The 25,199-nt window shown below is 56.5% G+C and carries 17 protein-coding genes; 13 read left to right on the forward strand and 4 right to left on the reverse strand.

Annotated features, from left to right (window positions below; all coding sequences use genetic code 11):
• Positions 1-76 precede the first annotated feature (76 nt).
• Genes LOY38_RS15120 through LOY38_RS15130 form a run of 3 tightly spaced genes read right to left on the reverse strand, consistent with a single transcriptional unit; the run spans position 77 to position 4,678 of the window.
• Complete coding sequence (locus tag LOY38_RS15120) at positions 77-892, reverse strand: protein-glutamate O-methyltransferase CheR (RefSeq protein ID WP_258695910.1); 816 nt, start codon at positions 890-892, stop codon at positions 77-79.
• Positions 892-4,395 carry a response regulator gene (locus LOY38_RS15125; RefSeq protein WP_258695911.1) on the reverse strand — a complete coding sequence of 1,168 codons (3,504 nt, stop codon included), beginning with the start codon at positions 4,393-4,395 and terminating at the stop codon, positions 892-894. The genes LOY38_RS15120 and LOY38_RS15125 overlap by 1 nt, the downstream gene beginning before the upstream one ends.
• Positions 4,373-4,678, reverse strand: coding sequence for a hypothetical protein (locus LOY38_RS15130; protein ID WP_258695912.1), 306 nt, complete (start codon positions 4,676-4,678; stop codon positions 4,373-4,375). Before LOY38_RS15130 ends, LOY38_RS15125 begins: the two co-directional genes overlap by 23 nt.
• On the opposite strand from LOY38_RS15130, the gene LOY38_RS15135 reads away from it, so the two are divergent.
• Positions 4,656-5,042, forward strand: coding sequence for a response regulator (locus LOY38_RS15135; RefSeq protein ID WP_258695913.1), 387 nt, complete (start codon positions 4,656-4,658; stop codon positions 5,040-5,042). The genes LOY38_RS15130 and LOY38_RS15135 overlap by 23 nt on opposite strands.
• Before the next feature lie 6 nt (positions 5,043-5,048).
• Here LOY38_RS15135 and LOY38_RS15140 read toward each other — a convergent pair whose 3' ends face one another.
• Entirely contained in the window at positions 5,049-7,385 is a 2,337-nt protein-coding gene (locus tag LOY38_RS15140; RefSeq protein WP_258700730.1) for a hypothetical protein, read from the reverse strand.
• On the opposite strand from LOY38_RS15140, the gene LOY38_RS15145 reads away from it, so the two are divergent.
• The 12 genes from LOY38_RS15145 (at position 7,268) to LOY38_RS15200 (ending at position 24,888) form a co-directional block, all read left to right on the forward strand.
• Positions 7,268-11,494: a hypothetical protein gene (locus LOY38_RS15145; RefSeq protein ID WP_258695914.1), complete on the forward strand. Its 4,227-nt coding sequence runs from the start codon at positions 7,268-7,270 to the stop codon at positions 11,492-11,494. The two genes, LOY38_RS15140 and LOY38_RS15145, sit on opposite strands and share 118 nt — an antisense overlap.
• Positions 11,495-11,602: 108 nt before the next feature.
• Positions 11,603-12,895 (forward strand): glycosyltransferase, encoded by a 1,293-nt coding sequence (locus LOY38_RS15150; RefSeq protein WP_258695915.1) that lies wholly within the window; start codon positions 11,603-11,605, stop codon positions 12,893-12,895.
• 139 nt (positions 12,896-13,034) lie between these two features.
• The gene (locus LOY38_RS15155; RefSeq protein ID WP_258695916.1) at positions 13,035-13,904 is read left to right on the forward strand and encodes a phospholipase; all 870 of its coding nucleotides are present in this window, start codon (positions 13,035-13,037) and stop codon (positions 13,902-13,904) included.
• Positions 13,905-14,069: 165 nt separating this feature from the next.
• The gene (locus LOY38_RS15160; protein ID WP_258700731.1) at positions 14,070-14,951 is read left to right on the forward strand and encodes a phospholipase; all 882 of its coding nucleotides are present in this window, start codon (positions 14,070-14,072) and stop codon (positions 14,949-14,951) included.
• 79 nt (positions 14,952-15,030) lie between these two features.
• Positions 15,031-15,936, forward strand: a complete 906-nt coding sequence (locus LOY38_RS15165; RefSeq protein WP_258695917.1) for an AraC family transcriptional regulator — start codon at positions 15,031-15,033, stop codon at positions 15,934-15,936.
• 352 nt (positions 15,937-16,288) lie between these two features.
• Positions 16,289-17,599 carry a sugar ABC transporter substrate-binding protein gene (locus LOY38_RS15170; protein ID WP_258695918.1) on the forward strand — a complete coding sequence of 437 codons (1,311 nt, stop codon included), beginning with the start codon at positions 16,289-16,291 and terminating at the stop codon, positions 17,597-17,599.
• A 154-nt stretch (positions 17,600-17,753) separates the two neighbouring features.
• The gene (locus LOY38_RS15175) at positions 17,754-18,683 is read left to right on the forward strand and encodes a carbohydrate ABC transporter permease (protein ID WP_408980516.1); all 930 of its coding nucleotides are present in this window, start codon (positions 17,754-17,756) and stop codon (positions 18,681-18,683) included.
• Between the two features lie 10 nt (positions 18,684-18,693).
• Entirely contained in the window at positions 18,694-19,524 is an 831-nt protein-coding gene (locus LOY38_RS15180; protein WP_140668699.1) for a carbohydrate ABC transporter permease, read from the forward strand.
• A gap of 167 nt (positions 19,525-19,691) precedes the next feature.
• A complete protein-coding gene (locus LOY38_RS15185; protein ID WP_258695919.1) occupies positions 19,692-20,795 on the forward strand; it encodes an ABC transporter ATP-binding protein in 1,104 nt (367 codons plus the stop codon).
• Positions 20,796-20,809: 14 nt separating this feature from the next.
• The gene (locus tag LOY38_RS15190) at positions 20,810-22,282 is read left to right on the forward strand and encodes a mannitol dehydrogenase family protein (protein WP_258695920.1); all 1,473 of its coding nucleotides are present in this window, start codon (positions 20,810-20,812) and stop codon (positions 22,280-22,282) included.
• Positions 22,283-22,440: 158 nt separating this feature from the next.
• Positions 22,441-23,937: a xylulokinase gene (xylB, locus tag LOY38_RS15195; RefSeq protein WP_258695921.1), complete on the forward strand. Its 1,497-nt coding sequence runs from the start codon at positions 22,441-22,443 to the stop codon at positions 23,935-23,937.
• A 12-nt stretch (positions 23,938-23,949) separates the two neighbouring features.
• A complete protein-coding gene (locus LOY38_RS15200; RefSeq protein ID WP_258695922.1) occupies positions 23,950-24,888 on the forward strand; it encodes a carbohydrate kinase in 939 nt (312 codons plus the stop codon).
• Positions 24,889-25,199: the final 311 nt, after the last annotated feature.

Raw genomic sequence — 25,199 nt, forward strand, 5'->3', positions numbered from 1 at the left:
GATTCGTTCCAGCTCGACAAGCAGACGGCCGAGGCGCCGATCACGATAACCTCTACAGAAGACAAACCTGCACTGTTCATGATTTGCGGTAGATCCGCTCTGGTTTGACCAACGGATCAAACTGATTGCCGTAGGCCGAGAATTCCAGGGTTTCCTTGCTGCCCAGTGCCAGAAAACCCCGATGACAAAGGGATTCGTGAAACAAGCCAAAGGCGCGATCCTGAAGTTTTTTATTGAAATAAATCAATACATTACGACACGAAATTAATTGAGTTTCCGAGAACACACTGTCGGTGGCCAGGCTGTGATCGGCAAAGGTCACGTTGTCACACAGGCTCTTGTCGAAAATGGCGTAGCCATAGGCCGCCGTGTAGTAGTCGGCGAACGAACGCTGACCACCGGCCTGCTGATAGTTGTGAGTGTAGGCCCGGACATTCTCCATGGAAAAAATCCCCTGCCTGGCTTTATCCAGCGAGCGCGGGTTGATGTCAGTGGCATAGAGGATGGTGCGCTCCAGCAAGCCCTCTTCGCGCAGCAGAATCGCCATCGAATAGACCTCCTCGCCGGTGCTGCAACCGGCGATCCAGACCTTGATCGACGGATAGGTCTTGAGCAGTGGCACCACTTCCTGACGCAGGGCGAGGAAGTGTGAAGGGTCGCGAAACATTTCACTGACCGGGATCGTGAGCAATTGCAGCAGTTGCATGAACGCGGTCGGGTCGTGCAGGACCTTCTCTTGCAGCGCCGAAATGGTATTGCACTCCAATTGGCTCAACGCATGACTGACCCGACGCTTGATCGACGCGCCGGAGTAATCGCGAAAATCGTAGCTGTACTTGAGGTAGATCGCCTCGATCAACAACCTCAACTCGATTTCGGGATTGCGCTCCATTAGATGCGTTCCATCTTCGGTAACCACACTCTAATCAACGAAAAGAGGCGATCCAGGTCGATGGGCTTGGCCAGATAATCGTTTGAGCCGGCCTGCAAGCAGCGCTCCTGATCGTCCTTCATGGCCTTGGCCGTCACTGCGATGATCGGCAGCTTGCGCCAGCGCGGATCCTTGCGGATTTCGAGGGTGGCTTCGAAACCATCCATTTCCGGCATCATCACGTCCATCAGCACCAGGTCGATGTCCTCGACTTCATTCAATCGCTCGATCGCTTCACGGCCATTGCGGCCAATGACCACGACGGCGCCCTTTTGCTCCAGTGCACTGGTCAGGGCGAAAATGTTGCGTACATCGTCATCCACCAGCAGCACTTTGCGCCCCTCGAAGACCTTGTCGCGGCTGCGGGCGGTCTTGAGCATCGTTTGGCGTTCATGGGACAACCGCGATTCGACTTTGTGCAGAAAGAGTGTCACTTCATCCAGCAACCGCTCGGGCGAGCGCGCGCCCTTGATGATGATCGAACGTGAATACTTGCGCAGCTCGGCCTCTTCGTCCCGGGTCAGGTTGCGCCCGGTATAGACGATCACCGGCGGGAACGAGCAGATATCCTCGGTGGACATGCGCTTGAGCAAGTCGTTGCCGAGCATGTCCGGCAGCTTCAGGTCGATGATCATGCAGTCGAAAATCGTGGTGCGCAGCAGGTCGAGTGCATCCTGCGCCAGGCCGACGGCTGTGATCTCGATGTCTTCGTCGCCGATCAGTCGGGCGATGCTGTCGCGCTGCACATTATCGTCTTCGACCAGCAATATGCGTTTGACCTTCTGGGTCAGCCTGGCTTCGAGGCGGGCAAACACCTCCTTGAGCTCCTCGCGCGTGGTCGGCTTGACCGCGTAACCGATGGCGCCCATGTGCATGGCGGTCTCGACGCGGTCTTCGACCGAAATCACGTGAACCGGAATATGCCGGGTTTCGGCCTGTTCTTTCAGACGCTGCAATACCGACAGCCCGGAATGATCCGGCAGGCGCATGTCCAGCAGGATCGCATCGGGAATGAATTGCCTGGCCAGGTCGTAGCCTTCATCGGCACCGTGGGCCACCAGGCACTGATAACCCAGTTCATGGGCCAGATCGTAGAGGATGTGCGCAAAGTCCGGCTCATCCTCCACCACCAGGATGCAACGAGTGGCGAATGGCGCGTTGTTGCGATCATCGTCGAAGCGCGGAATGTCGACGTCGGCAACCAGCGGCACAGGCGCGGCAACCTCGGCGCTTTTCGATATAAGAGCCGGCACGGCCACCGGTGTGGCTTTCATCGTTTCGACAGGCGTATCGCCCGGTTCGACGTAGTGCTGCGGCAAGACCAGGGTGAACACGCTGCCCTGCCCAGGCGTGCTGGTCAGGCTGATGGAGCCGCCCAGCAACTTGGCCAGATCACGGGAAATCGACAGGCCCAGGCCGGTACCGCCGTAACGACGGTTGGTGGAGCCATCGGCCTGACGGAAAGCTTCGAAAATGCTTTCCTGCTGCTCGGGCGCGATGCCGATCCCGGAATCGCGGATGATAAAGGCAATGCCGTCGCCCGGCACAGCGGCGACGCTCAGGCTGACGGTGCCCTTTTCGGTGAACTTCACCGCGTTGGACAGCAGGTTCTTGATCACTTGCTCCAGACGCTGGCGGTCGGTGAACACCAGCAGCGGCGCATCGGCCTGCAACTGGACCTCAAAATCCAGTTTCTTGTCTGCGGCCAACGGCTGGAACATGCCATGCAGACCTTCCACCAGGCGCTCGACGCTGGTGTTCTCCGGACGCACGTCGAGCTTGCCGGCCTCGACCTTGGAAATGTCGAGAATGTCGTTGATCAGGTTGAGCAAGTCGTTGCCGGCGGAGTAGATCGACTCGGCGAACTTGACCTGCTCGGCGCTGAGGTTTTCCTGCGGGTTTTCCGCCAACAGTTTGGCCAGAATCAGCGAACTGTTCAGCGGCGTGCGTAGCTCGTGGGACATGTTCGCGAGGAATTCGGACTTGTACTTGCTGGAGCGCTGCAACTCTTCGGCACGCGCTTCGAGCTCAACCTGGGCCTGATTCAATTCGGTGTTCTTCAGGTCCATGGCATCGCGTTGCTCGGCCAGTACCTGCGCCTGTTCGGCAAGTTGCTCGTTGGTTTGCTCCAGTTCGATTTGCTGGGCTTCCAGGTGAGCCTGGGACTTCTTGAGAATCCGCGATTGCCCTTCCAGTTCTTCATTGGCGGTCTTGAGCTCTTCTTGCTGAACCTGTAGCTCTTCGTTGAGTTGCTGGGTTTCGGCCAGCACCTCCTGCAAGCGCTGGCGATAGCGAGCCGCCTCTATCGAGGTGCCAATGTTGGCGGCAATCAGTTCAAGCAGTTCGACGTCACGATCCGTCAGCGGCCGCAGGAACCCCAGCTCAATCACACCGTTGACCCGGTCATCGTCGCTGGTCGGCGCCACCAGCACGCTATGTGGCAAACCTTCGCCCAGGCCGGAGCTGACTTTGAAGTAGTCGCCCGGCACGTCATCAAGACGAATCAGGCGCGCCTGTTGCGCCACTTGGCCGACAATGCCTTCACCACTGTAAATCTGCTGTTCAAGCGCCTCCTGTTCCCGGGAGAAACCATAAGACGCAATGCGCTTGAGGCCACCATGCTCCTCACGGACATAGATCGCCGCGACGGCAGTGCCCAGATATTGTGCGCAGAACTGCAGAATGTTGCGCCCCAACAGATTGAGGGATAACTGCCCCAGGACTTGCTCGGCCAGTTCGGTCTGGCCGTTGCGCAACCAGGCTTGCTGCTCCAGGCGCTGGGCGCTGGCCTGTTGCGCGGCGAAGTTGGCACTGTAGCTCTGGGACAGGTTGAGCAAATCCCGGCGGCCAATGTAGGCCAGCAACCCGCTGATACCGGCCACGAACAACAGATAAAGGGCGATGCTCCAAATCGTGGTACGACGCACTTCCTCGTTGCGCGTGGCACGCAACTGCTGCTCCATGTCGATCACGTCTTCGAATTGCTTGCGAATCTCATCGGTCAGCCGCTTGCCACGCCCGGCCTTGATTGCGCTGCGGTAGTCACCGCTTGCGCGCTGCAAATCGATCAACGATTGCGCGTAATTGGCCCATTCCGTGTGCAAGGCCTGGAGCCGGTGCAGGCGGTCGGTCTGGACCGGGTTGTCTGCGGTCAGTTCGAGCAAGGTATTGAGGGCGACCTCTATTCTTGGCTTGGCCGTCTCATAGGGCTCAAGAAAATGCTCGTCGCTACTGAGCAGGAAGCCGCGCATTCCGGTTTCCAGATCAACGGTCAGCTTGATCGCCTCATTGGCATTATTGATCACCCGGTCGGTGTGCTGGACCCACTGGATCACCGACAGCAGGTAGGTGATCAGCGAAATGAAGAAAACCGCGCTGATAACGCCGACACCCAACGGCAGGCTGACGTTGCGGCTCAGGAGTTTACGGAATCGTTGCTCTTCAACCGAAGACGCTGAGGTCATGGGGTAGCCTTGTCGAACTGTTGAAAGCCATCGAGTCTGCCCCAAAACGGCCGAGCCGATCCATTTTTCTGACATGCTTTTCGGCAAAATCCTGCATTTCACTGCCCTGGCGCAAAGGAGCGGCTACTCTGTGCGGCTCTTGTGCGGCTATTGTTTTTTGTAGCGCGTCGGGAACTTGTAGTGATCCGTCACTTAATCCTGCAAAAAGCCCGGCGATTTCGATCGACGCCATCGCAAATTCAACTTTTGAGAGCCCCACTATGCCCACCAACGCTTCCACCATTCTAGTCGTCGAAGACGATGCCATCGTGCGCATGCTGATCGTCGATGTGCTGGAGGAACTGGAGTTCCGGGTGCTTGAGGCCGATGGCTGTGAAAAGGCGCTGGAGTTCATCAACGACGAAGACCAGGACATCGATCTGATGATGACCGATGTCGGCTTGCCGGTGATGGACGGTCGTGAATTGGCCAAGCAGGCGCGCCTGCTGCGTTCCGAATTGCCGATCCTGTTCGCCAGCGGCTATGCCGAAAGCATCGAGGTGCTTGACGGCATGTATTTCATCGGCAAGCCATTCTCTATCGATCAGTTGCGGGACAAGGTCAAGAGTATTTTGCCCTCTCTCCCTTTATTCACGCCTGACCAATAACGCGACTCAAGCACTCGGGCGTTTGCGTTTAGCCTCCTGCCGCTCTCGGAAAGCGATGATGTCATTGACATCCACTTTAGCCGGTGGTCGTGCAGGCGTCGGAGTAGTGTCTGGCACAGGCGGCACGGCTTCCTGCTCGGCCACCGCCTCGTTACCAAAATCGACGCCAGCAAGTCCGTTGATATCAGTCAGCGGCTGGCGGAATTTATTTCCCACGTCTCGACCACCGCCTTTCAATGGATTGATCTCACTCGCCATGATCGCTCGATTGATCGCTTTGGGGTTGGGAGTGAACCTCCCGGTCTTGTCATAGGCGCCGAGAATCAAGGCAGGCGGTAGATCGACGGCATAGTTGATTTCCAAAGGAGGCAGTTGTTTCAACCCGGAGTCGGGGCGAAACGCTAGTTCGGTATTGGCATACAGATGGAATCCCTCCAACTGACGAGCATCGATGAAATAGGTGTAGCCGCCTTTTTGGCCACCATAGACAAAGGCACCTGCGCCGTCTTTTTTGTAAAAAGCCGAGGTCGAAATCCCGGCGCCATCAAGATCGAGTGCATCGTGAGCACCTCCATAGCCACCTTTGAAGCCGTTGACCTGGTTGAGATCCCTGATTGGTGTGCGTTGGGTAAACCCTTTTTCAAAGATTACCTTCGGGTCGCGCATGTCCCCGCGGAACACGAAACCTTGATAGACAAAACCTTTTTCCGGCCCGGAAAGTCTCACCACCTGTGAGTTCGTCGCGAGGGACTGCGCCACATTAGGCCCGCCCGCCAACTCTGACAGATAGCCTGCGACAAGCACCCCCTTACCTGCCTCCGGTATTTCTTTGCCAGCAGTACTCGTCAACTGATGGCTGATGCTGCCTGCGGGTCTGCGCACCAACGAGGGTCTGTTGCTGCGCTTAAGCGTTTCGAGCACTCGGCGGCTGATGTTTTTCTTGGCCGTGATGGAAAGGGCTTTACCCAAAAGTTTTTCCGCAATGGGGCCGGCGAGTTCAGACAGAACTCCGATCGCTGCGTTGATCCTCAAACGTTCCGCCTCGGAAGGGTCATCAGAGATTTCGGCACGGATCAGATCAGTTGCCGATGCCCCGATTCCCAACAGGAAGGGAATCAGCATACGAATCGGTGCAGACACCCAGGCCGCCGTTCCTCCGGTAGGGATCGAAACCGCGAACGCAATGCATTGCAGCAGATACCCGGCAACTTCCAACGCAATATCGGTCATACGCTCGGCGTGGGTTGATACCAATGTATCGATGTCCGCCAACGCTCGTTCGATCTGCCGGTCGAAAAGGTCTTTGCCAATGTCAGTGCTGGATCGAAATACAATCTCTCGATAGTTTGGGCGCGTCGCGAACAGGGGAAATTCCATTCCCCGATATTTGAAATCACGGACGTAAGGTTTTTGTTGCGCGCTCAACGGAACACCCTTCAGCAGACGCTTTTGCAGTTCCGGATGGTTTTCCAGAAACCTTCCGCGCTCGTCATGCCCGGCGGGAAATTCGATGGCAGCACTGTCTTCGCCCAGAAAAAACAACACGCCGCGACCCAGATTGCTGCGCCCGATAAACACGGCGTTATCGACCTCAAGATCCGGATCGCTGTGCAAGTTAAGAAGGCGCGCAGGGATCAAGCCTTTGAGATACTCAAAGGCAATCATCCTGTCTTCCATTGAGCGAGCGTCACTCTTGATGAACTCTACGACCAGCTTGTTGAGTTCGGCTTTTTTTAACAGTCGCCCAAAAGCGTGCGCCGCAGGATGCTGTAAGCTTTCGGCAACATACTTTTTGAAGTCAGCCTGATAGTCGGCCCCCTCAAAAGTCTTTACAAGCTTGGCAGGATAGTAGGAAGGCCATTGTATTTCAGAGTACCCACTGTCTTTGAGCACACGATAATGATAGCCGGTGCATAGCTCTGCCAATGTAAATGTTCTCTCCTTCCAGTTGGCGGGATCTTTTTCGGCTTTAAGCATGTCACTGCGATTGGGTTGCTTAGCCTCTATATATTTAATCAGCACTTCTGAATCATGCTTTATCCGCGACCTGTTTTTTTCGTCAGGCACTAGCGCTTGCACAGTCTCATCAATGCGATCACGAATAAAATATGCAGGATCAAAGCTGGCTGGGTCAGCGACGACCGAACAGCCATGCAATATTTCGTCACTCAGATCGTTCACATTAACACCATCAACATCTCTTTCATCGAGCGAACCGATTTCGAATGTTCTGGCTTTCGCCATTGGCACAGGCTCTTCCTCCTCCAGATCACTTAGAGGGTCCAGCAGCCATAGAAGCGAATATTGATCTTCGGCATCATCGCAAATACCAGGTAAATCCATTTTCATCACTTATTCCTGCGAGCAGCAACAAAGCACGAACTGCACTTTTCCATTACTGCAAGCCAGGCACAAGCGTAATCATCCCCAACCAAACAATAAACCGTGGAGATGTTATTAATATTTACAACGCAACCAAAAACCTTAGTTGTATTTTTCGATCTGCATGCAATGACGATAAAAAAACGTACTGTTCGCAACCGGCGACAGCGGCGCTTCAGTTAAAAAACAATAACTCAGATTTCCCAACACTTGAAAAATACACTTACACAGAAATTCTTGATAAACGCAAGACAACAAAAGAGGATCCACCAAACATAAAACCCAAAACAAATGGATTTATCATGACCCACAAGCTTGCAAACTCTCCAACTCAAAGATACTTGTCCAGATCTATTCCCTATACCGCCACTCAAGACAATCACATTCAAAGCGACAACAATGAACGAATGGAGGTTGTATATAAGCTAAATCAGCGCAGAGAAAACCTTACCCCGTCGCAAGCAATCACGCTGGAAGGCGCCACCGTCTCCCTGGAGTCCGGGTCGACGCTTGAAGACGCTCTGCAACCCGGCAGGGAACTGCTGAAAAAAATGTCCGAACAAAGCGCCTTCAAAAAACTGATGGCCACCCTCAAATTTCCCGAGCACTCACTATTCGAAGTCACTTCCGAAGGTGAAATAAACGCAAGGTATTCAGGCAAAACACTTGGCTTTGCGAACGCATTCAAACTTGCACCGGATCTGAAAGATGATCTTCATGCATTGGTTGAAATGGCGCAATTGACCGGTGGTGTCATCTCTCTCGCTGACCACGTCGAGTTGGCGCAATGGCTGAAATTCCATGGTTACACCATTCCCCGAACCGCCGCCGAAGGTTCCAGGCTGACAGCATTCATGGAGCTGAAGCCTCCAGTGAGTCCACCGCTTGGCAACTTTTGGGAAATGATCAAAGCCGGGGGCGACAATTCAGTCACTCTTTCTGCGGTTCAACGCAGTGAGTTCCGTAAACTCATCACCAGTTACATCAAGGATCAGTCGCTACTGGAGCATCTGTCGAATAGCATTTTTGGCGGGCGGTCTACCCCCTTCAAACGCTCGGAGGCTGAGGACGTTCTTGAAAAACTGACGTCCAGTCCCATCGCCTTTGACTGGGCCAACGCCTTCGTGCGGGATCTGGGCTGGTATGGAGCGCAAGAAAACCAACCCCAACCCGATGAGTCGCTCAAGCAAATGATGCTGACTTCGCTCTTGCTCAATCTTCATCCGGGAGTCGGTGAGCAAGAGCCTCGCAATCATGTGGCAGGTTTCAACTTATATGCTGTCGAGCACATAGAGAAATCCTTCGCCGATGTCCAAACGGAATTCGAAAGGCACCTGATCGAGAACCACCGGATTACCGAAAAAAATGCGGCACTGGCCGCTCACCTGTTGCTGGCAGAGGCCGCACCGGAATTTCTGGTAAGAGAGCTGCCTCCCACCCTGTCATTGGGCACGCCGCAATGGGTCGAATTTTGCCGGATCGTCGCGGTGCAGGAAATCATAGAGCCGGGATCGACGCGCTCGATGACTTATGCGCAGCTACACCAACTGTCGAAGTTTGACGGAGTCTGTGAGTCGCGAAAGACGCTCGACGCTCTGGCTGCCGTGGATCCGGTGATTGATTGGGCGTTACTCAACAAAATCGTCACGCCGGATGACGTAGAGAAGTCGGTCACGGACTCGCTTGAAGTGGCATTAGGTGCGTACGCCCGACATGCAAAGACGCTTGCCGAAACGGCCGAAACATTGTCTCGCCCTCTGCCGACTCGCAAAAGCGTCGCACTGGACATCCTCACGCAGGTCGCCAAAGGATGCACCTATCTTGAAAAAGACGTCCTTCACCAGAAGAAGAATCGACCGCAGCAGGACATTTTCGCCACCCCGTTTCCCGTATCGCCCGTAGAACTGCACATGTCCAATGATCTGGCGACCGGTGACTGGGATCTTAAGGATGGCGAAAGCATCTACAGAGCGTTTCCCCACATGCTCCCAAACCTGATTGCTCCTGATGGTGAGTTCTACCGTCAGTTCAATCGCGACTATGTGACCCATGTACAAGCAATGAACATGCATGTGAAGCAGGCGTTTTCATCAATGCCACTGCCTGATCGGACACGCCTGCTAAAAGGCAAGGTGACGATGTTCGCCGTAAGGCCGTCAGTCGCGAAACTCCACTCGATCACCAGCCTTCCCACGAATCCCATAGCGTCGACCATTGACGCGATCCTGAAAGTGACCGGGCGCAAACCGACAGAAAGTCATAAGGAAATAGATGAGGCAAAAGGTCGCTACGGGGTAGTCATCTGTTCACACTTCGAAGGTCGAGTGACGTGTTACGAATTATTCACCTTGCACGGAACCTGCCGTGAAAACACCAGGCTGGCAGCGCTTATCCAAGAGGAAAACCTTTTAAGCACAACCGTTCGCAGCAGTGAGAACAACTACTCCGCTCCCGCGAAGGTGCTTCAGCTACCCACGAACATCGAGTGTTATACCCATGGGGTCACACCCGGCCTCGTCAACGTCAGTTCTGGTGTGATCGAAAAAATCGGTGAGTTGTCAGCGTCTCCACTGGCGCCAGAAATCAACGGTTATTACCAGAGTTTCTATTCGACAGAGTTCGACTCATTGGTGAACTTCGTCCTCAAGCACAGGCCAATCGCGACCTACGATGAATTGGTGAGAGAGTGCTGGGGACAGACCAGGATGGAGGCATTGCGCGTAAAACGGGAAAAGGATCTGGATACGTTTCTCAATTTTGTCGTGCCCTTCAAATCCTGTATCGAAGACCTGAGCTCAGACGATCTGGATCGACAACTCCAAGGGGCGGCAGCCTGTACTTTAGAAGCCGCGATGACCGTTTTGTTAGTCGTCGGAGCCGTCGCTCAGATTGCCAGCCTGGCCGCCAAAAGCATGAGCATTGCTACCAAGGCCAGCAAGATCGCTTCGACGGGATTCGGATTGGTAAGTAACCTGTTCAATCCGCTGGACGGAGCATCCGACCTGCTTTTACATGGCGCAAAACTGTTGCGCAAAACGTGGCGCAGCAGCGTGGCCGCCCTGGATAACGCGATTTTCGACGCGCGTAAATGGTCAGGCGTAACGCCACACCGCCAACTGGCCGCAACTGTCGACCCTGACACTATTCGCCTGGGAACCTGGCGTCCCGCGCAAACTTCCCAGGATACCTTCCAGGTATGGGGTATACGCCGTAATGACGAATGGTACGCGCTGAACCGATCGGGCGAGTCTTGGGGAGCCAAACTGAAGGGCTTTGAATTCAAACTTAAACTTTCCACCCCACACTGGCATAAAGTCATGCCTAAAAGCTACGCTCGCACAGTTATCAAGGAAGGTTTACCACTCGCCAGCAGAAGAGTAGACGACGCCATCAACGTATTGAATGACCCAACGCTGATTCAGGAATCGAATGCGGTTCTTGACCTTCTGCTTGCGAATGACTCTGCCGCAACCCGAAGTACTTACCGCGACTACCTGCTTGCAGTCAAAGAAGATCTTTCAAATATCAAACCCGGCAACTTCATCCTCGACAGCGGTAAAGACAGCGACGCAGTAGCCGAGCTGCATTGGGGGCTCTACAACGATTGGAAGACCGGCAACAAGGCGCAAAATACCAATCACGAATTCATCCGGGTCTACAGCAACAACTTCAACGAAGCTTATCGCAGGGATCATTTCAACCCAGGCACCACTGCCGATACTTTCGTTCATGAGGTTTTCCACGGCTCGCCGAAAACCAAAGATTTCGCCTACGCCGAACACAGCGGAATATTTCAGCGTGGCTCTCAGCAATTGGACGTAAGTCCGCTTCTAAATCTCGCCAACGGCAAGTTATCCATGGGTCTGCCGAGTTTTCCAAATACCAACTACAACCGCGGCACAGCGTTTAAGAATGCCGACTCGTTTGCATTGACGACATCGCTGCTAAGTCAATTAAAGACCAACAAGCAAGCGTATCAGCAGAATATAGCGACCATGAAAGCGGCACTCAAAAATGCCGACCATGGATACATCAGCGGGCAGACACTGGTAAAAATCAACATTCTTTGAATTTCAGACGTACCGAGTTTCTGAAACAGGGCGCATGCGACCACTACTGTACTGTGGTTTAATTGCGCCCTTTTTTGTCCCCTCGCTTGCTGCAAAGGATCACTGGTCATGACTCAGCCTCCCGTCACCAAAGTCCTGGTCATCGGTTACGTCTGGCCCGAGCCCCGTTCTTCAGCGGCCAGCGGGCACGTGATGCAAATCCTCGAGACTTTTTTGCAGCAAGGCTGGGACATCACCTTCGCCAGCCCAGCAGGCCCCGGCGAGCACAAGGCCGATCTGACCGAGCTGGGCATCCGCGAAGTGCCGATCGAACTCAACAACAGCAGTTTCGACACCTTCATCGGCGAACTGGCGCCGGACATCGTCCTGTTCGACCAGTTCATGATCGAGGAGCAGTTTGGCTGGCGCGTCGAAAAGCGCTGCCCCGACGCCTTGCGCGTGCTAGAGACCTCGGACCTGCAAAGCCTGCGGCATGCCCGGCATCAGCGGCTCAAGGAGCGCTTGAAGGCCAGTGACGACGCCAACGATTTCAGTGAGTTATTCGCCCCTGCATTGCGTGAAGAATTCGAGCTCATGGCCGATACCGATCTGGCGAAACGGGAGATTGCCGCGCTGTATCGCTGTGACTTGAATCTGATGATCTCCGAAGTGGAGATCGAGTTGCTGGTCGAGCAGTTCAAATTGCCCCGCACCTTGTTGCACTGGTGTCCGCTGATGGTCGATCCACCGAGCGTGCCACCGGTAGCCTTTGAACACCGGGCGCAATTCCTGAGCATCGGCAATTTCCGTCACGCCCCCAACTGGGATGCGGTGCTCTGGATGAAGAATACGATCTGGCCGCTGATCCGCCAGCAACTCCCCACTGCGCAGTTACACATCTATGGCGCCTATACGCCGCCGAAAGCCACAGCACTGCACAATGCGGCCCAGGGTTTTCATGTAATGAACTGGGCAGAAGATGCATTGCAAGTCATGTCTGCAGCCAGGGTGTGCCTGGCGCCCTTGCGCTTCGGTGCCGGCATCAAGGGCAAACTCGTTGACGCGATGCTCACAGGCACGCCAAGTGTCACGACACCCATTGGTGCAGAGGGCATGCAAGGCGATCATCCGTGGCCCGGTGCTGTTGCTCAAAGTGCCCAGGCGTTCGCGGACTGCGCGGTTCAGTTGTATAAAAATGAATCGGACTGGAGACAAGCGCAGTTATTAGGGAAAACACTGCTGAGCGACCGCTATCAACAATCAATGCATGGCGTGGCACTCGTTGAAAGACTGCGCGATTGCCTACAACGCCTTCCCCAACTAAGACGGGACAACTTCACCGGCAGCATGCTGCGTCATCACTCGCACAAAAGCACTCAATATATGTCGCAATGGATTGAGGCAAAAAACCGAACTTTATAAACCTCAAGCTTCATGACTTACATACTTGGCATCACACCAAGCCTGGCCAACACCAAAACAATCAATTAAAACTTCCTGCCTGCGCCACTTCACCAACTAAAACGGTGGCGCTCTTAATTATCCACGCAGGAATACTTACATGAATAACGATAAACCAGATCACTTCTCGCCCCATAACTGGATGACAGTAACACCGGCCATTGACAACTTATCGCTGTTGGAACTTACACTGCCCGGCACTCACAACGCCGGGAGCGACTGGAAAGCCTCCTACCCGCTGCTGAGCCCCCCTCGTCACTGGCTCGCGTGCCAGCACGATTCTTTTAATGCCCAGCTTCGCCATGGCTCCCGCGCGCTCGATGTCCGTTTGATCTGGGAACCCAAAGCCGTGGGGCTCGGAAAGTTTCGTGTTCACCACAACGGCCATCGCAACTCTCGAACACTCGGTGAACTTATAACCGATATCAAAGCGTTTCTCGGCCAGAACCCCGACGAGTTCATTATCGTAGACTTTCACGAATTGCAAGGTGACTCATTCGATTTCGCTTACTTCAACGCCACGATACTTCAACTGCTGGGAGATCAAATTATTCCAGCACAAAATCGGCATCTCAGCCTGGGCCAACTGAAAGAGATCAGCGCGAAACAACGCGTATTGGTCGCTGCGCCGCCAGACAGTGCGTTGGATCGACGCGTATTTCTCGAGCGAATCAGACACAAGTGGATCGGCAACACCATCGTCGGCTCCGCTGACCTGCAGCAATACATTGTCGAGGTGCTGAAATACCCGCCAGGTACATGGGCACCATGGTCGCTTTCCGCCACCAGCTACAGTGTGCTCGGCGGGCCAGTCGACATTCACACAGAGCTCGATAAATGGTTTGACCCTCAAAACAGCGACTGGGCGATAAAGTGCAACATCATCAACGTCGACTTTATTGAAGAGAGCAAAATTGTTTCCTGCTGCCGAACCGTCAACTTGAAAAAAGCCAGCCAGAAAATCAACTAGCCATCGCAATATCAGGTGGCCATATTTGTGGATATATTTCCATGGCTGGCAATGCTGCCGTGCACTTCTATGCTGGGTCATGAAACGGATGGGGCATGCAGCCACATCCACCCCGTGAATTTCTTCGGCCCACGGATGGGGCGAAGTCAGCGACAAGGAACTGTCATGACCCGCAGCACTGCAATCACGTTCGACAAGCAGAAGTGGATGAGCAACGTACCGGATATCGACCGGTTGAAGCTGACCGATATCGTCTGGCCCGGCACGCACAATGCCGGCATGGACAAAAGAGCCCCCAACCATGAGGTGGTGATCGGCAATTGGACGACCTGCCAGAACGATTCCTTTGCCTGGCAACTGGCCAACGGGGCTCGGGCGTTCGATATCCGGCTCGGTTGCGTCGCCGGCCCGGAAGTACCGGTTTTCTACTTTCATCACAACGGTTATCAGTCCCACCGCATCCTTGATGAGCTGGTCGACGCGGTGACGACATTCCTCGATCAAAATCGGGACGAGTTCATCGTGCTCGACTTCCACCAGTTGGGTGATGGGTCGAAGCCTTTCGACTACAAGCAACTCAATGATTTTCTGATGCGCCGCCTGGGCACGCGTCTGATTTCTGCCTCGGATGGATTGAGTACTGTGGAACAGCTCAAGCGCGCCAGTTCGAAGCGCCGCATTGTCATGGCAGCACAGATGAAACCTGGGCTGGACAGTGAGTATTTCTGGCCGCGAATTCCTCACAAGTGGAATGGCAAGGTATTCAGCGACACCAGCGATCTTCAATCCCATATCAAGACCACCCTTGCAGAGGCTCCTTACGAGACTTTCCTCTGGTCGTTGTCGGCGACCTGCTACTCGGCGCTGGGCGGTCCGCAGCACATCAAAAACCATATCGATGACTGGTTTCATTCTTCCCGCGACAGGGTCACCCGGTGCAGCATCATCAACACCGATTTCTTTGACGAGTCGCAAATCGTCCGCTACTGCTGGATCGCCACCAGCATGAAAGCGGTTTATGGCCATAGATTGCATGAACGGCCATAAGCGATAGTCGCGGCAGGCTGGCACAGCAGGCGCGGAACGAGGCATGATCCGCTGGCGATAACAAGAAAAGTGTCCTGACATGACCCGAACAGCCCGCGTGACAGACCCCTCCTACGAGTTGATGGATGACCATAACGGGTTGTCCATCATCTACCGCCAGCACGGTTTTCCCTGCCCGTTGGTGCGCTGGCATTTCCATAAGGAATACGAGCTGCACCTGATCGTCGCCAGCTCCGGCAAGGTATTCATCGGTGACTACATCGGTAACTTCTACCCGGAAACACTGTTCCTGACCGGCCCCAACCTGCCCCACAACTGGATCAGCCAGGTGGCCGAAGACGAAGTGGTGCCCAAGCGCGACATGCTGGTCAACTTCACTGACGAGCTGTTCGAAAGCGGCCATCAGGTGTTCGCCGAACTCAAGACCCTTGCGCCTTTGCTGGAACGCGCACAGTACGGCATCGAGTTTCGCTGCAAGCGCACCATCCGCCAGGCCATGACCTTGATGCAGCGCATTGCCGATACCCAGGGCATGACCCGGCTCGGGTATTTTTTCATTCTGCTGGAGTTGCTGGCGACGTCCGATGACTATCAGTTGCTTTCCGGTGCCACGACCCCGCAATTGGCCGATGAACACAATATCGACCGTACCAACCGGGCGGTGGATTACATCTTTGCTCATTACGCCCGGGAACTGCCTCTGGAAGAAGTCGCCGAGCACTTGGGTCTGACCCCGACCTACTTCAGTCGCGTGTTCAAACAGGCCACCGGGCGCTGCTTCATCGAGTTCGTCAATCGCCTGCGCATCAGCAAATCCTGCGAGCTGCTGGCCGATGGCAACAAGCCGGTGACTGATGTGTGTTTCGAGTCGGGCTTCAACAATATTTCCAACTTCAACCGGCGTTTCCAGCAACTCAAGGGCATGACGCCGTCGCACTACCGGCGGTTGGTGGTGCAGCGGCTGACCGAGCAAAACCTGGGTTAACGCAATCCATGTGGGGGCGGGCTTGCTCGCGAAGGCGGCGTGTCAGGCGGCTTCGATGTTGAATGTGCCGGCCTCTTCGCGAGCGAGCCCGCTCCCACAGGTGGTGCACCTCAAGTACAGGTTTCAAGCCTAAAACCTGTACGAATTCAATTGATGCAGACGGCTGAAAAGCCGTGCCATGCACCTCTGCCCCTCAACCTCAGTGCAAAATAGTATCGATCACAGTGCGATGGATGATTTGTCAGCCCATCGATTGAAGGCTGTAATCAGTGCACATTCTTCCTTGCGCAGGAAGACACAAAAACAATAACTGTCCTTCTGTGACCCGCCCGGTGCAGAAAAGGAGTGCACGATGCAACCTTCTGTAAAAGCTCTGCTTGCTCTTACCTGCATGACCCTCAGCAGCGTCAGCCTCGCCGCCCAGACCCTGACCATCGCCACCGTCAACAACAGCGACATGATCCGCATGCAAAAGCTCTCGAAAACCTTCGAGGCCGAGCATCCGGATATCAAGCTCAATTGGGTGGTGCTTGAAGAAAACGTCCTGCGCCAACGCCTGACCACCGACATCGCCACCCAAGGCGGGCAGTTCGATGTGTTGACCATCGGCATGTACGAAGCCGCACTCTGGGGCGCCAAGGGTTGGCTGGAGCCGATGAAGGATTTGCCGGCCAGCTACGCCCTCGACGACGTTTTCCCTTCTGTGCGTGAAGGCCTGTCGGTCAAGGGCTCGCTCTACGCCCTGCCGTTCTACGCAGAAAGCTCCATCACCTATTACCGCACCGACCTGTTCAAGGACGCCGGGCTGACCATGCCCGAACGCCCAACCTGGGAACAGATCGGCGAATTTGCCAGCAAACTCACCCATAAAGATAAAGAACAGTACGGCATATGCTTGCGCGGCAAGGCCGGCTGGGGCGAAAACATGGCGCTGATCACCACCGTCGCCAATGCCTTTGGCGCACGCTGGTTTGATGAGAAGTGGCAGCCGGAATTCACCGGGCCCGAGTGGAAGAACGCGCTGAACTTCTACGTCGACACCATGAAAAAATCCGGCCCACCGGGTGCTTCCAGCAACGGCTTCAACGAAAACCTCGCGCTGTTCAATAGCGGCAAATGCGCGATCTGGGTCGACGCCAGCGTTGCCGGCTCGTTCGTTACCGATAAAACCCAAAGCAAGGTCAGCGACCACGTCGGCTTTACTTACGCACCCCACCAGACCACCGACAAAGGCTCGGCGTGGCTCTATTCCTGGGCGCTGGCGATTCCGACCAGTTCCAAGGCCAAGGACGCGGCGAAAACGTTCAGCGCCTGGGCCACTTCCAAGGAATACGGTGCCCTGGTCGCGGAAAAAGACGGCATCGCCAACGTGCCGCCAGGCACTCGCGCCTCGACCTACACCGAGGCCTACATGAATGCCGCGCCGTTCGCCAAGGTGACGCTGGAATCGCTCAAGGCAGCCGACCCGAGCAAGCCGAGCGCCAAACCGGTGCCCTACATCGGCATCCAGTTGGTGACCATTCCTGAATTCCAGGCCGTGGGCACCCAGGTCGGCAAGCTGTTTTCGGCCGCGTTGATCGGCCAGACCACGGTTGACCAGGCCCTGACCGCCGCCCAGTCAACCACCGAACGTGAGATGAAGCGCGCCGGTTATCCCAAGTAACCAGCGCAACCCGCTCCCGCCTTCTGTGGGAGCGGGCTTGCCCGCGATGACGGCCTCACATTCAACATTTTGGGTGACTGATACACCGCCATCGCGAGCAAGCCCGCTCCCACATTAGATCTTCATAGGTCTGCATGAATCGGTTCTGATCGCCATGAATACTTCAACCACTGTCAAAGCTCACATGGACATCCCCCAACCGGTGCGTAAAAGCCGGTTGACCAACCCCGGCTGGTTTCTGGTCAGCCCCTCGGTGGCGTTGTTGCTGCTGTGGATGATCGTGCCGCTGGGCATGACCGTTTACTTTTCAATGATCCGCTACAACCTGCTCTACCCCGGTGAAAACCAGTTCGTAGGGCTGGAGAACTTCAGCTACTTCCTGAGCGATTCGGGTTTCCTGCCCGGCGCCACCAACACCCTGTTGCTGGTAGGCAGCGTGTTGCTGATCAGTGTGGTGTTCGGCGTGTTGATCAGCGCGTTGCTGGAGGCCAGTGAGTTTCTCGGTCGCGGCATCGTGCGGGTGATGTTGATTTCGCCGTTCTTCATCATGCCCACCGTCGGTGCGCTGATCTGGAAAAACCTGATCTTTCACCCGGTCTCGGGGATTCTCGCCTACATCTGGAAGCTGTTCGGCGCGCAGCCGGTGGACTGGCTGGCACACTACCCGCTGCTGTCGATCATCATCATTGTGTCCTGGCAATGGTTGCCCTTCGCGATTCTGATTTTGATGACCGCCATGCAGTCCCTCGACCAGGAGCAGAAAGAAGCCGCGCGCCTGGACGGTGCAGGTCCCATCGCGATTTTCTGGCACCTGACCCTGCCGCACCTGGCCCGGCCGATCGCAGTGGTGGTGATGATCGAAACCATCTTCCTGCTGTCGGTGTTCGCCGAAATCTTCACCACCACCAACGGTGGCCCCGGTTACGCCTCGACCAACCTCGCCTACCTGATCTACAACCAGGCGCTGGTGCAGTTCGACGTCGGCATGGCGTCCGCCGGTGGTTTGATCGCGGTGGTGATAGCTAACGTCGCGGCCATCGTGCTGGTGCGGATGATCGGCAAAAACCTGACAGACAAAGCCTGAGGCCTGCGCCATGACTCTTCAACAATCCCGTCGCCTGCAAAGCCTGCTGCTCGGCACTCTGGCCTGGGCCATCGCGATCCTGATTTTCTTCCCGATATTCTGGATGGTGCTGACCAGCTTCAAGACCGAAATCGACGCGTTCGCCACGCCGCCGCAGTTCATCTTCACGCCGACGCTTGCGAACTACCTGCACATTAACGAGCGCAGCGATTACTTCAGCTTCGCCTGGAACTCGGTGGTGATTTCCTTCAGCGCCACGGCCCTGTGCCTGCTGATCGCGGTGCCGGCGGCCTACTCGATGGCGTTCTATGAAACCCAGCGCACCAAAGGCACGTTGCTGTGGATGCTCTCCACCAAAATGCTGCCACCGGTGGGCGTGCTGATGCCGATCTACCTGCTGGCCAAGAGCTTTGGCCTGCTGGATACGCGAATCGCGCTGATCGTGATTTACACCCTGATCAACCTGCCAATCGTGGTCTGGATGATTTACACCTACTTCAAAGACATCCCCAAGGACATTCTCGAAGCCGCACGTCTGGACGGCGCCACGTTGTGGCAGGAAATGGTCCGGGTGCTGCTGCCGATCGCCAAAGGTGGCCTGGCTTCCACGGTGTTGTTGTCGCTGATCCTGTGCTGGAACGAGGCGTTCTGGTCGCTGAACCTGACCTCGTCCAAGGCCGCGCCACTGACCGCATTGATTGCCTCGTACTCAAGCCCTGAAGGTCTGTTCTGGGCCAAGTTGTCGGCGGTCTCGACCCTGGCCTGTGCGCCGATCCTGATCTTCGGCTGGATCAGCCAGAAACAATTGGTTCGCGGCCTGTCGTTTGGCGCAGTGAAATGAAAGTCCCCGGATCCTGATCTGACACAAAACCCTGTGGGAGCGGGCTCGCCCGCGATGACGTCGGCAAATTCAACCTGGATGTCGGCTGCTAAATCGCCATCGCGGGCAAGCCCGCTCCCACAAAAAGCTCACCAGGCGCAATTGAATTAACTCAAGCGGAGGCCCCCATGGCCAACCTGAAAATAAAAAACCTGCAAAAAGGCTTCGAAGGCTTTTCCATCATCAAGGGCATCGATCTGGAAGTGAACGACAAGGAATTCGTGGTATTCGTTGGCCCATCGGGTTGCGGCAAATCCACCCTGCTACGGTTGATCGCCGGCCTTGAAGAAGTCAGCGGCGGCACCATCGAACTGGACGGCCGCGACATCACCGAAGTCAGCCCGGCCAAGCGCGACCTGGCGATGGTGTTCCAGACCTACGCCCTGTACCCGCACATGAGCGTGCGCAAAAACATGTCGTTCGCCCTCGACCTGGCCGGTGTAGCAAAAGCCGAAGTCGAGAAAAAAGTCGGCGAAGCGGCGCGCATTCTGGAACTCGGGCCGATGCTGGAGCGCAAGCCGAAACAGCTGTCCGGCGGTCAGCGTCAGCGCGTGGCCATCGGCCGGGCCATCGTGCGTAACCCGAAAATCTTCCTGTTCGACGAACCGTTGTCCAACCTCGACGCCGCCCTGCGGGTGCAGATGCGCCTGGAACTGTTGCGCCTGCACAAAGAACTGCAAGCCACGATGATCTACGTGACCCACGACCAGGTCGAAGCCATGACCATGGCCGACAAAGTCGTCGTGCTCAATGGCGGCAAGATCGAGCAAGTCGGTTCGCCACTGGACCTGTATCACCAGCCGGCCAATCTGTTTGTCGCCGGTTTTCTTGGCACACCGAAAATGGGCTTCCTCAAGGGCAAAGTCACCCGCGTTGACAGTCAAAGCTGCGAAGTGCTGCTGGACGCCGGCACCCGCATCACCCTGCCGCTGAGCGGTGCCAACCTGAGCGTCGGCGGCGCAGTGACGCTGGGTATTCGCCCGGAACACCTGGAGCTGGCGCAAGCCGGCGACTGTACGCTGCAAGTCACCGCCGATGTCAGCGAACGTTTGGGCAGCGACACCTTCTGTCACGTCCTGACGTCTTCCGGCGAAGCCCTGACCATGCGGGTTCGCGGCGATCTGGCCAGCCGTTATGGCGAAACCCTGAGCCTGCGCCTGGACGCCGGACACTGCCATTTATTCGATGCCAACGGTGTGGCGCTGACCCGCCCTCTGCGCGCCGCAGCCTGATTCGAGAGCCTGTGATGAAACTGAATAAACACAACCTCAACCGCCTCGCCCCCGAGGTGGCCCTGCCCGCCTACACCCTGAGCGACACCCGCCAGGGCATCGCGCACATTGGCGTCGGCGGTTTCCACCGCGCGCATCAGGCGTACTACACCGACGCCTTGATGAGCACCGGCGAAGCATTGGACTGGGCCATCTGCGGGGTCGGCCTGCGCGCCGAAGACCGCCGCGCCCGGGACGATCTGCAAGAGCAGGATTACCTGTTCACCCTGTTAGAACTCGGCGATAGCGACGACAGCGAAGTGCGGGTCATCGGCGCCATCCGCGACATGTTGCTGGCCGAAGACAGCGCCGAGGCGCTGATCGACAAACTCGCCAACCCCGAGATCCGCATCGTCTCGCTGACCATCACCGAAGGCGGTTACTGCATCGACGACAGCAACGGCGAGTTCATGGCGCACCTGCCGCAGATCCAGCACGACCTCGCTCACCCGAACGCGCCGAAAACCGTGTTCGGTTTCCTCTGCGCCGCGCTGGCCAAACGCCGTGCGGCCGGCACGCCCGCGTTCACCCTGATGTCCTGCGATAACCTGCCGCACAACGGCGCGGTGACCCGTAAAGCCCTGCTCGCGTTCGCTGCCCTTCGCGATGCCGATCTGCGCGACTGGATCGAGAGTCATGTGAGCTTCCCCAACGCCATGGTCGACCGCATCACACCGATGACCAGCACCGAACATCGTCTGCAACTGCACGACAAACACAACCTCGACGACGCCTGGCCAGTGGTCTGCGAACCGTTTGTGCAGTGGGTGCTGGAAGACAAATTCGTCAACGGTCGCCCGGCCTGGGAAAAGGTCGGCGTGCAATTCACCGACGACGTCACGCCTTACGAAGAGATGAAGATCAAACTGCTCAACGGCAGCCACCTGGCCCTGACCTATCTGGGCTTTTTGAAAGGTTACCGCTTCGTTCACGAAACCATGAATGACCCGCTGCTCGTGCGCTACATGCGCGCCTACATGGACCTGGACGTAACGCCGCAACTGGCGCCGGTGCCGGGCATCGATTTAACCGAGTACAAAACCACGCTGGTGGCGCGCTTCTCCAATCAGGCGATTGCCGATCAGCTGGAGCGGGTGTGTTCGGACGGCTCATCGAAGTTTCCAAAGTTCACTGTGCCGACGATCAATCGTTTGATTGCCGATGGCCAGGAGACCAAGCGTGCGGCGCTGGTGGTGGCGGCGTGGGCGCTGTACCTCAAAGGTGTGGATGAGAATGGCCACGCCTATTCGATTCCCGATCCGCGGGCGGCATTCTGTCAGGCGCTGGTGGCCGATGATGCGTTGATCACTCAGCGGTTGCTGGAGGTTGAGGAGATTTTCGGGACGGCGATACCGCGTTCTCTGGAGTTCGTCGAGGCGTTCGAATGGTGCTGTAACAGCTTGCGGGAGGTTGGGGTGGCGCGGACGCTGGAGCGGGTGTTGGCGTAAGAATGGTGGTCAATTGACCGCCGTCATCGCGAGCAGGCTCGCTCCCACATTAGATCGTTGTCGAACACAAATCCTGTGTCCTCTAAACATCTCCTGTGGGAGCGAGCCTGCTCGCGATTGGGCTCACTGATATCGACCTGACGATCCAAGGATCTTCCATGGCAAACCAACAATTATTCCTGGGCATCGACTGCGGCACCCAAGGCACCAAAGCCGTCATCCTCGATGCGCATAGCGGCCAGGTCCTCGGCCAAGGCGCCGCCGTCCACAGCCTCTTCAGCGGTGCCAGCGGCCGTCGCGAACAAGACACGGCCCAATGGCTGGAAGCCTTTACCCTCGCCACCCGCCGCGCGCTGTTTGCGGCGGATGTGGACGGTCAGGCCATCCTCGGCATCGGTGTTTCCGGCCAACAACATGGTTTGGTCCTGCTCGACGATCAAGGTCAGGTACTGCGCCCGGCCAAGCTCTGGTGCGACACCGAATCCACCCCGGAGAACGACCGCTTGCTCGCCCATCTGGGCGGCGAAAAAGGCTCTCTGGAACGCCTCGGCGTGGTCATCGCGCCTGGCTACACCGTGTCCAAACTGCTCTGGACCAAAGAACAACACCCGCAGGTGTTCGCCCGGATCGCCCGCATTCTGCTGCCCCATGACTACCTCAACTACTGGCTCACCGGCCGCAGTTGCAGCGAGTACGGCGACGCCTCAGGCACCGGTTATTTCAACGTGTGCACCCGCCAGTGGGACTTGCAACTGCTGCGCGACATCGACCCCACCGGTCGCCTGCAAGCCGCACTCCCGGAACTGATCGATGCCCACCAGCCCGTCGGCACGATCCTGCCGAACATCGCCGCGCATCTGGGCATCAACCCCAAGGCGCTGGTCTCCAGTGGCGGCGGCGACAACATGATGGGCGCGATCGGCACCGGCAATATCAAGCCCGGCGCGATCACCATGAGCCTTGGTTCCTCGGGGACGGTTTACGCCTATGCCGAACAACCAAATGTCAGCCCGGACGCCTCGGTCGCAACGTTCTGCTCCTCCAGCGGCGGCTGGCTGCCGCTGATCTGCACCATGAACCTGACCAATGCCACCGGGGCGATTCGCGAGTTGTTCGAACTGGATATCGAACCGTTCAACGCCTTGGTCGAGCAAGCGCCGATCGGTGCCGAAGGCGTGTGCATGCTGCCGTTCCTCAATGGCGAGCGCGTTCCCGCCCTGCCCCATGCCAGCGGCAGCCTGCTGGGGTTGACCATGACCAACCTGACCCGGGCCAACCTGTGTCGTGCCGTGGTGGAAGGCGCCACCTTCGGTTTGCGTTACGGGCTGGACCTGCTGCGCAAGAATGGTTTACAAAGCCGTAGCATCTGCCTGACCGGCGGCGGCTCGAAGAGCCCGGTGTGGCGGCAGATCGTCGCCGACATCATGAATACGCCGGTGATTTGTACCGAACACAGCGAAGCCGCGGCCCTTGGCGCAGCGATTCAGGCGGCGTGGTGCAAATCCTGGGCAAACGGGCATGAAGACAGCCTGGCCGATTTGTGTGAGCGCTGCGTAACGCTCGATCCGGCCAGTGAAACCTTACCGATTGCAGAAAATGTACTGGCCTGTCAGCAGGCCTACGAACGCTATCAACAGCATGTCGCAACCCTTTAAAGAGCGAAAACTATGTATCTGGTGTGTGGTGAAGCGCTATTCGATTTCTTCAGTGAAGACGATGCCAGCGGCCTGGCGTCCAAAGTGAATTTCAAGGCGATTGCCGGGGGCTCGCCGTTCAACGTGGCGGTCGGTTTGCGCCGCTTGGGCGTCGATGCCGCGCTGTTTGCCGGGCTGTCGACCGACTACCTCGGCCGACGTTTGCAGCAAGTGCTGCAGGATGAAGGTGTGCGCCCGGACTACCTCGTGGACTTTGCCGCGCCGACCACGCTGGCAATGGTCGCGGTCGGCGCCAATGGTTCACCCCATTACAGCTTTCGTGGCGAGGGTTGCGCTGACCGGCAATTGAAGCTGGAGCATCTGCCAGAACTGGGGCCTGAAGTCCGCGGCTTGCACATCGGCTCGTTCTCGTTGGTGGTGCAACCGATTGCCGATACCTTGCTGGCGCTGGTTCAGCGGGAAAGCGGCAAGCGCCTGATCAGCCTCGACCCGAACGTGCGCCTGAATCCCGAGCCAAACATCGAGTTGTGGCGTTCGCGGATTGCCACCCTGGTGGAGCTGGCCGACCTGATCAAGGTCAGCGATGAAGACTTGAGCCTGTTGTACCCCGAGCAAGATCCGCAGCGCGTGATCGAAGGCTGGCTGGAGCATCGCTGTCAGTTGGTGTTCCTGACCCGTGGCGGCGAAGGCGCAACGGTGTTCAGCCGTCGTCATGGTTCGTGGTCCGTACCGCCTGTCAATGTAGTAGTCGCCGACACTGTCGGCGCCGGCGACACCTTCCAGGCGGCGCTGATTGCCTGGCTCACCGAGCAGCAACTGGATTCGGTCGACGGTTTGCATCAGTTGAGCAAGGAGCAGATCGAAGCCATGCTCAGGTTCGCCGTTAGCGCCGCCGCCCTGACCTGCAGCAAGACCGGGCCGGATTTGCCATATCGGCGGCAGTTGGGCTGAAATCCGCGCCCCACATGCCTCCTCTGCCATTGCAGGTCCTGAATTCAGGACCTGCCGTGGGTGCTATATTTTTCGTCTCTTATATTTTCTAGATATATCGTTATTACAATTTAAAGATACACCCTGCAACATCGAGCCAGGCAAAAGACAATCGGCTATTGACAACTTTATATTTCCCACTCCAACAATAAAATTTATAACACTTCATAATTGCAGTTATTCCAAAAAAATAAATACAAGCAATTGACTGCACCAACGACTTCAACTCCTTGACCTCTTCCACCTTTCCAGCACCACTGTTTCTGATTCCA

Origin of the sequence: Pseudomonas sp. B21-015, assembly GCF_024749285.1 — a bacterium.
Classification (GTDB): domain Bacteria; phylum Pseudomonadota; class Gammaproteobacteria; order Pseudomonadales; family Pseudomonadaceae; genus Aquipseudomonas.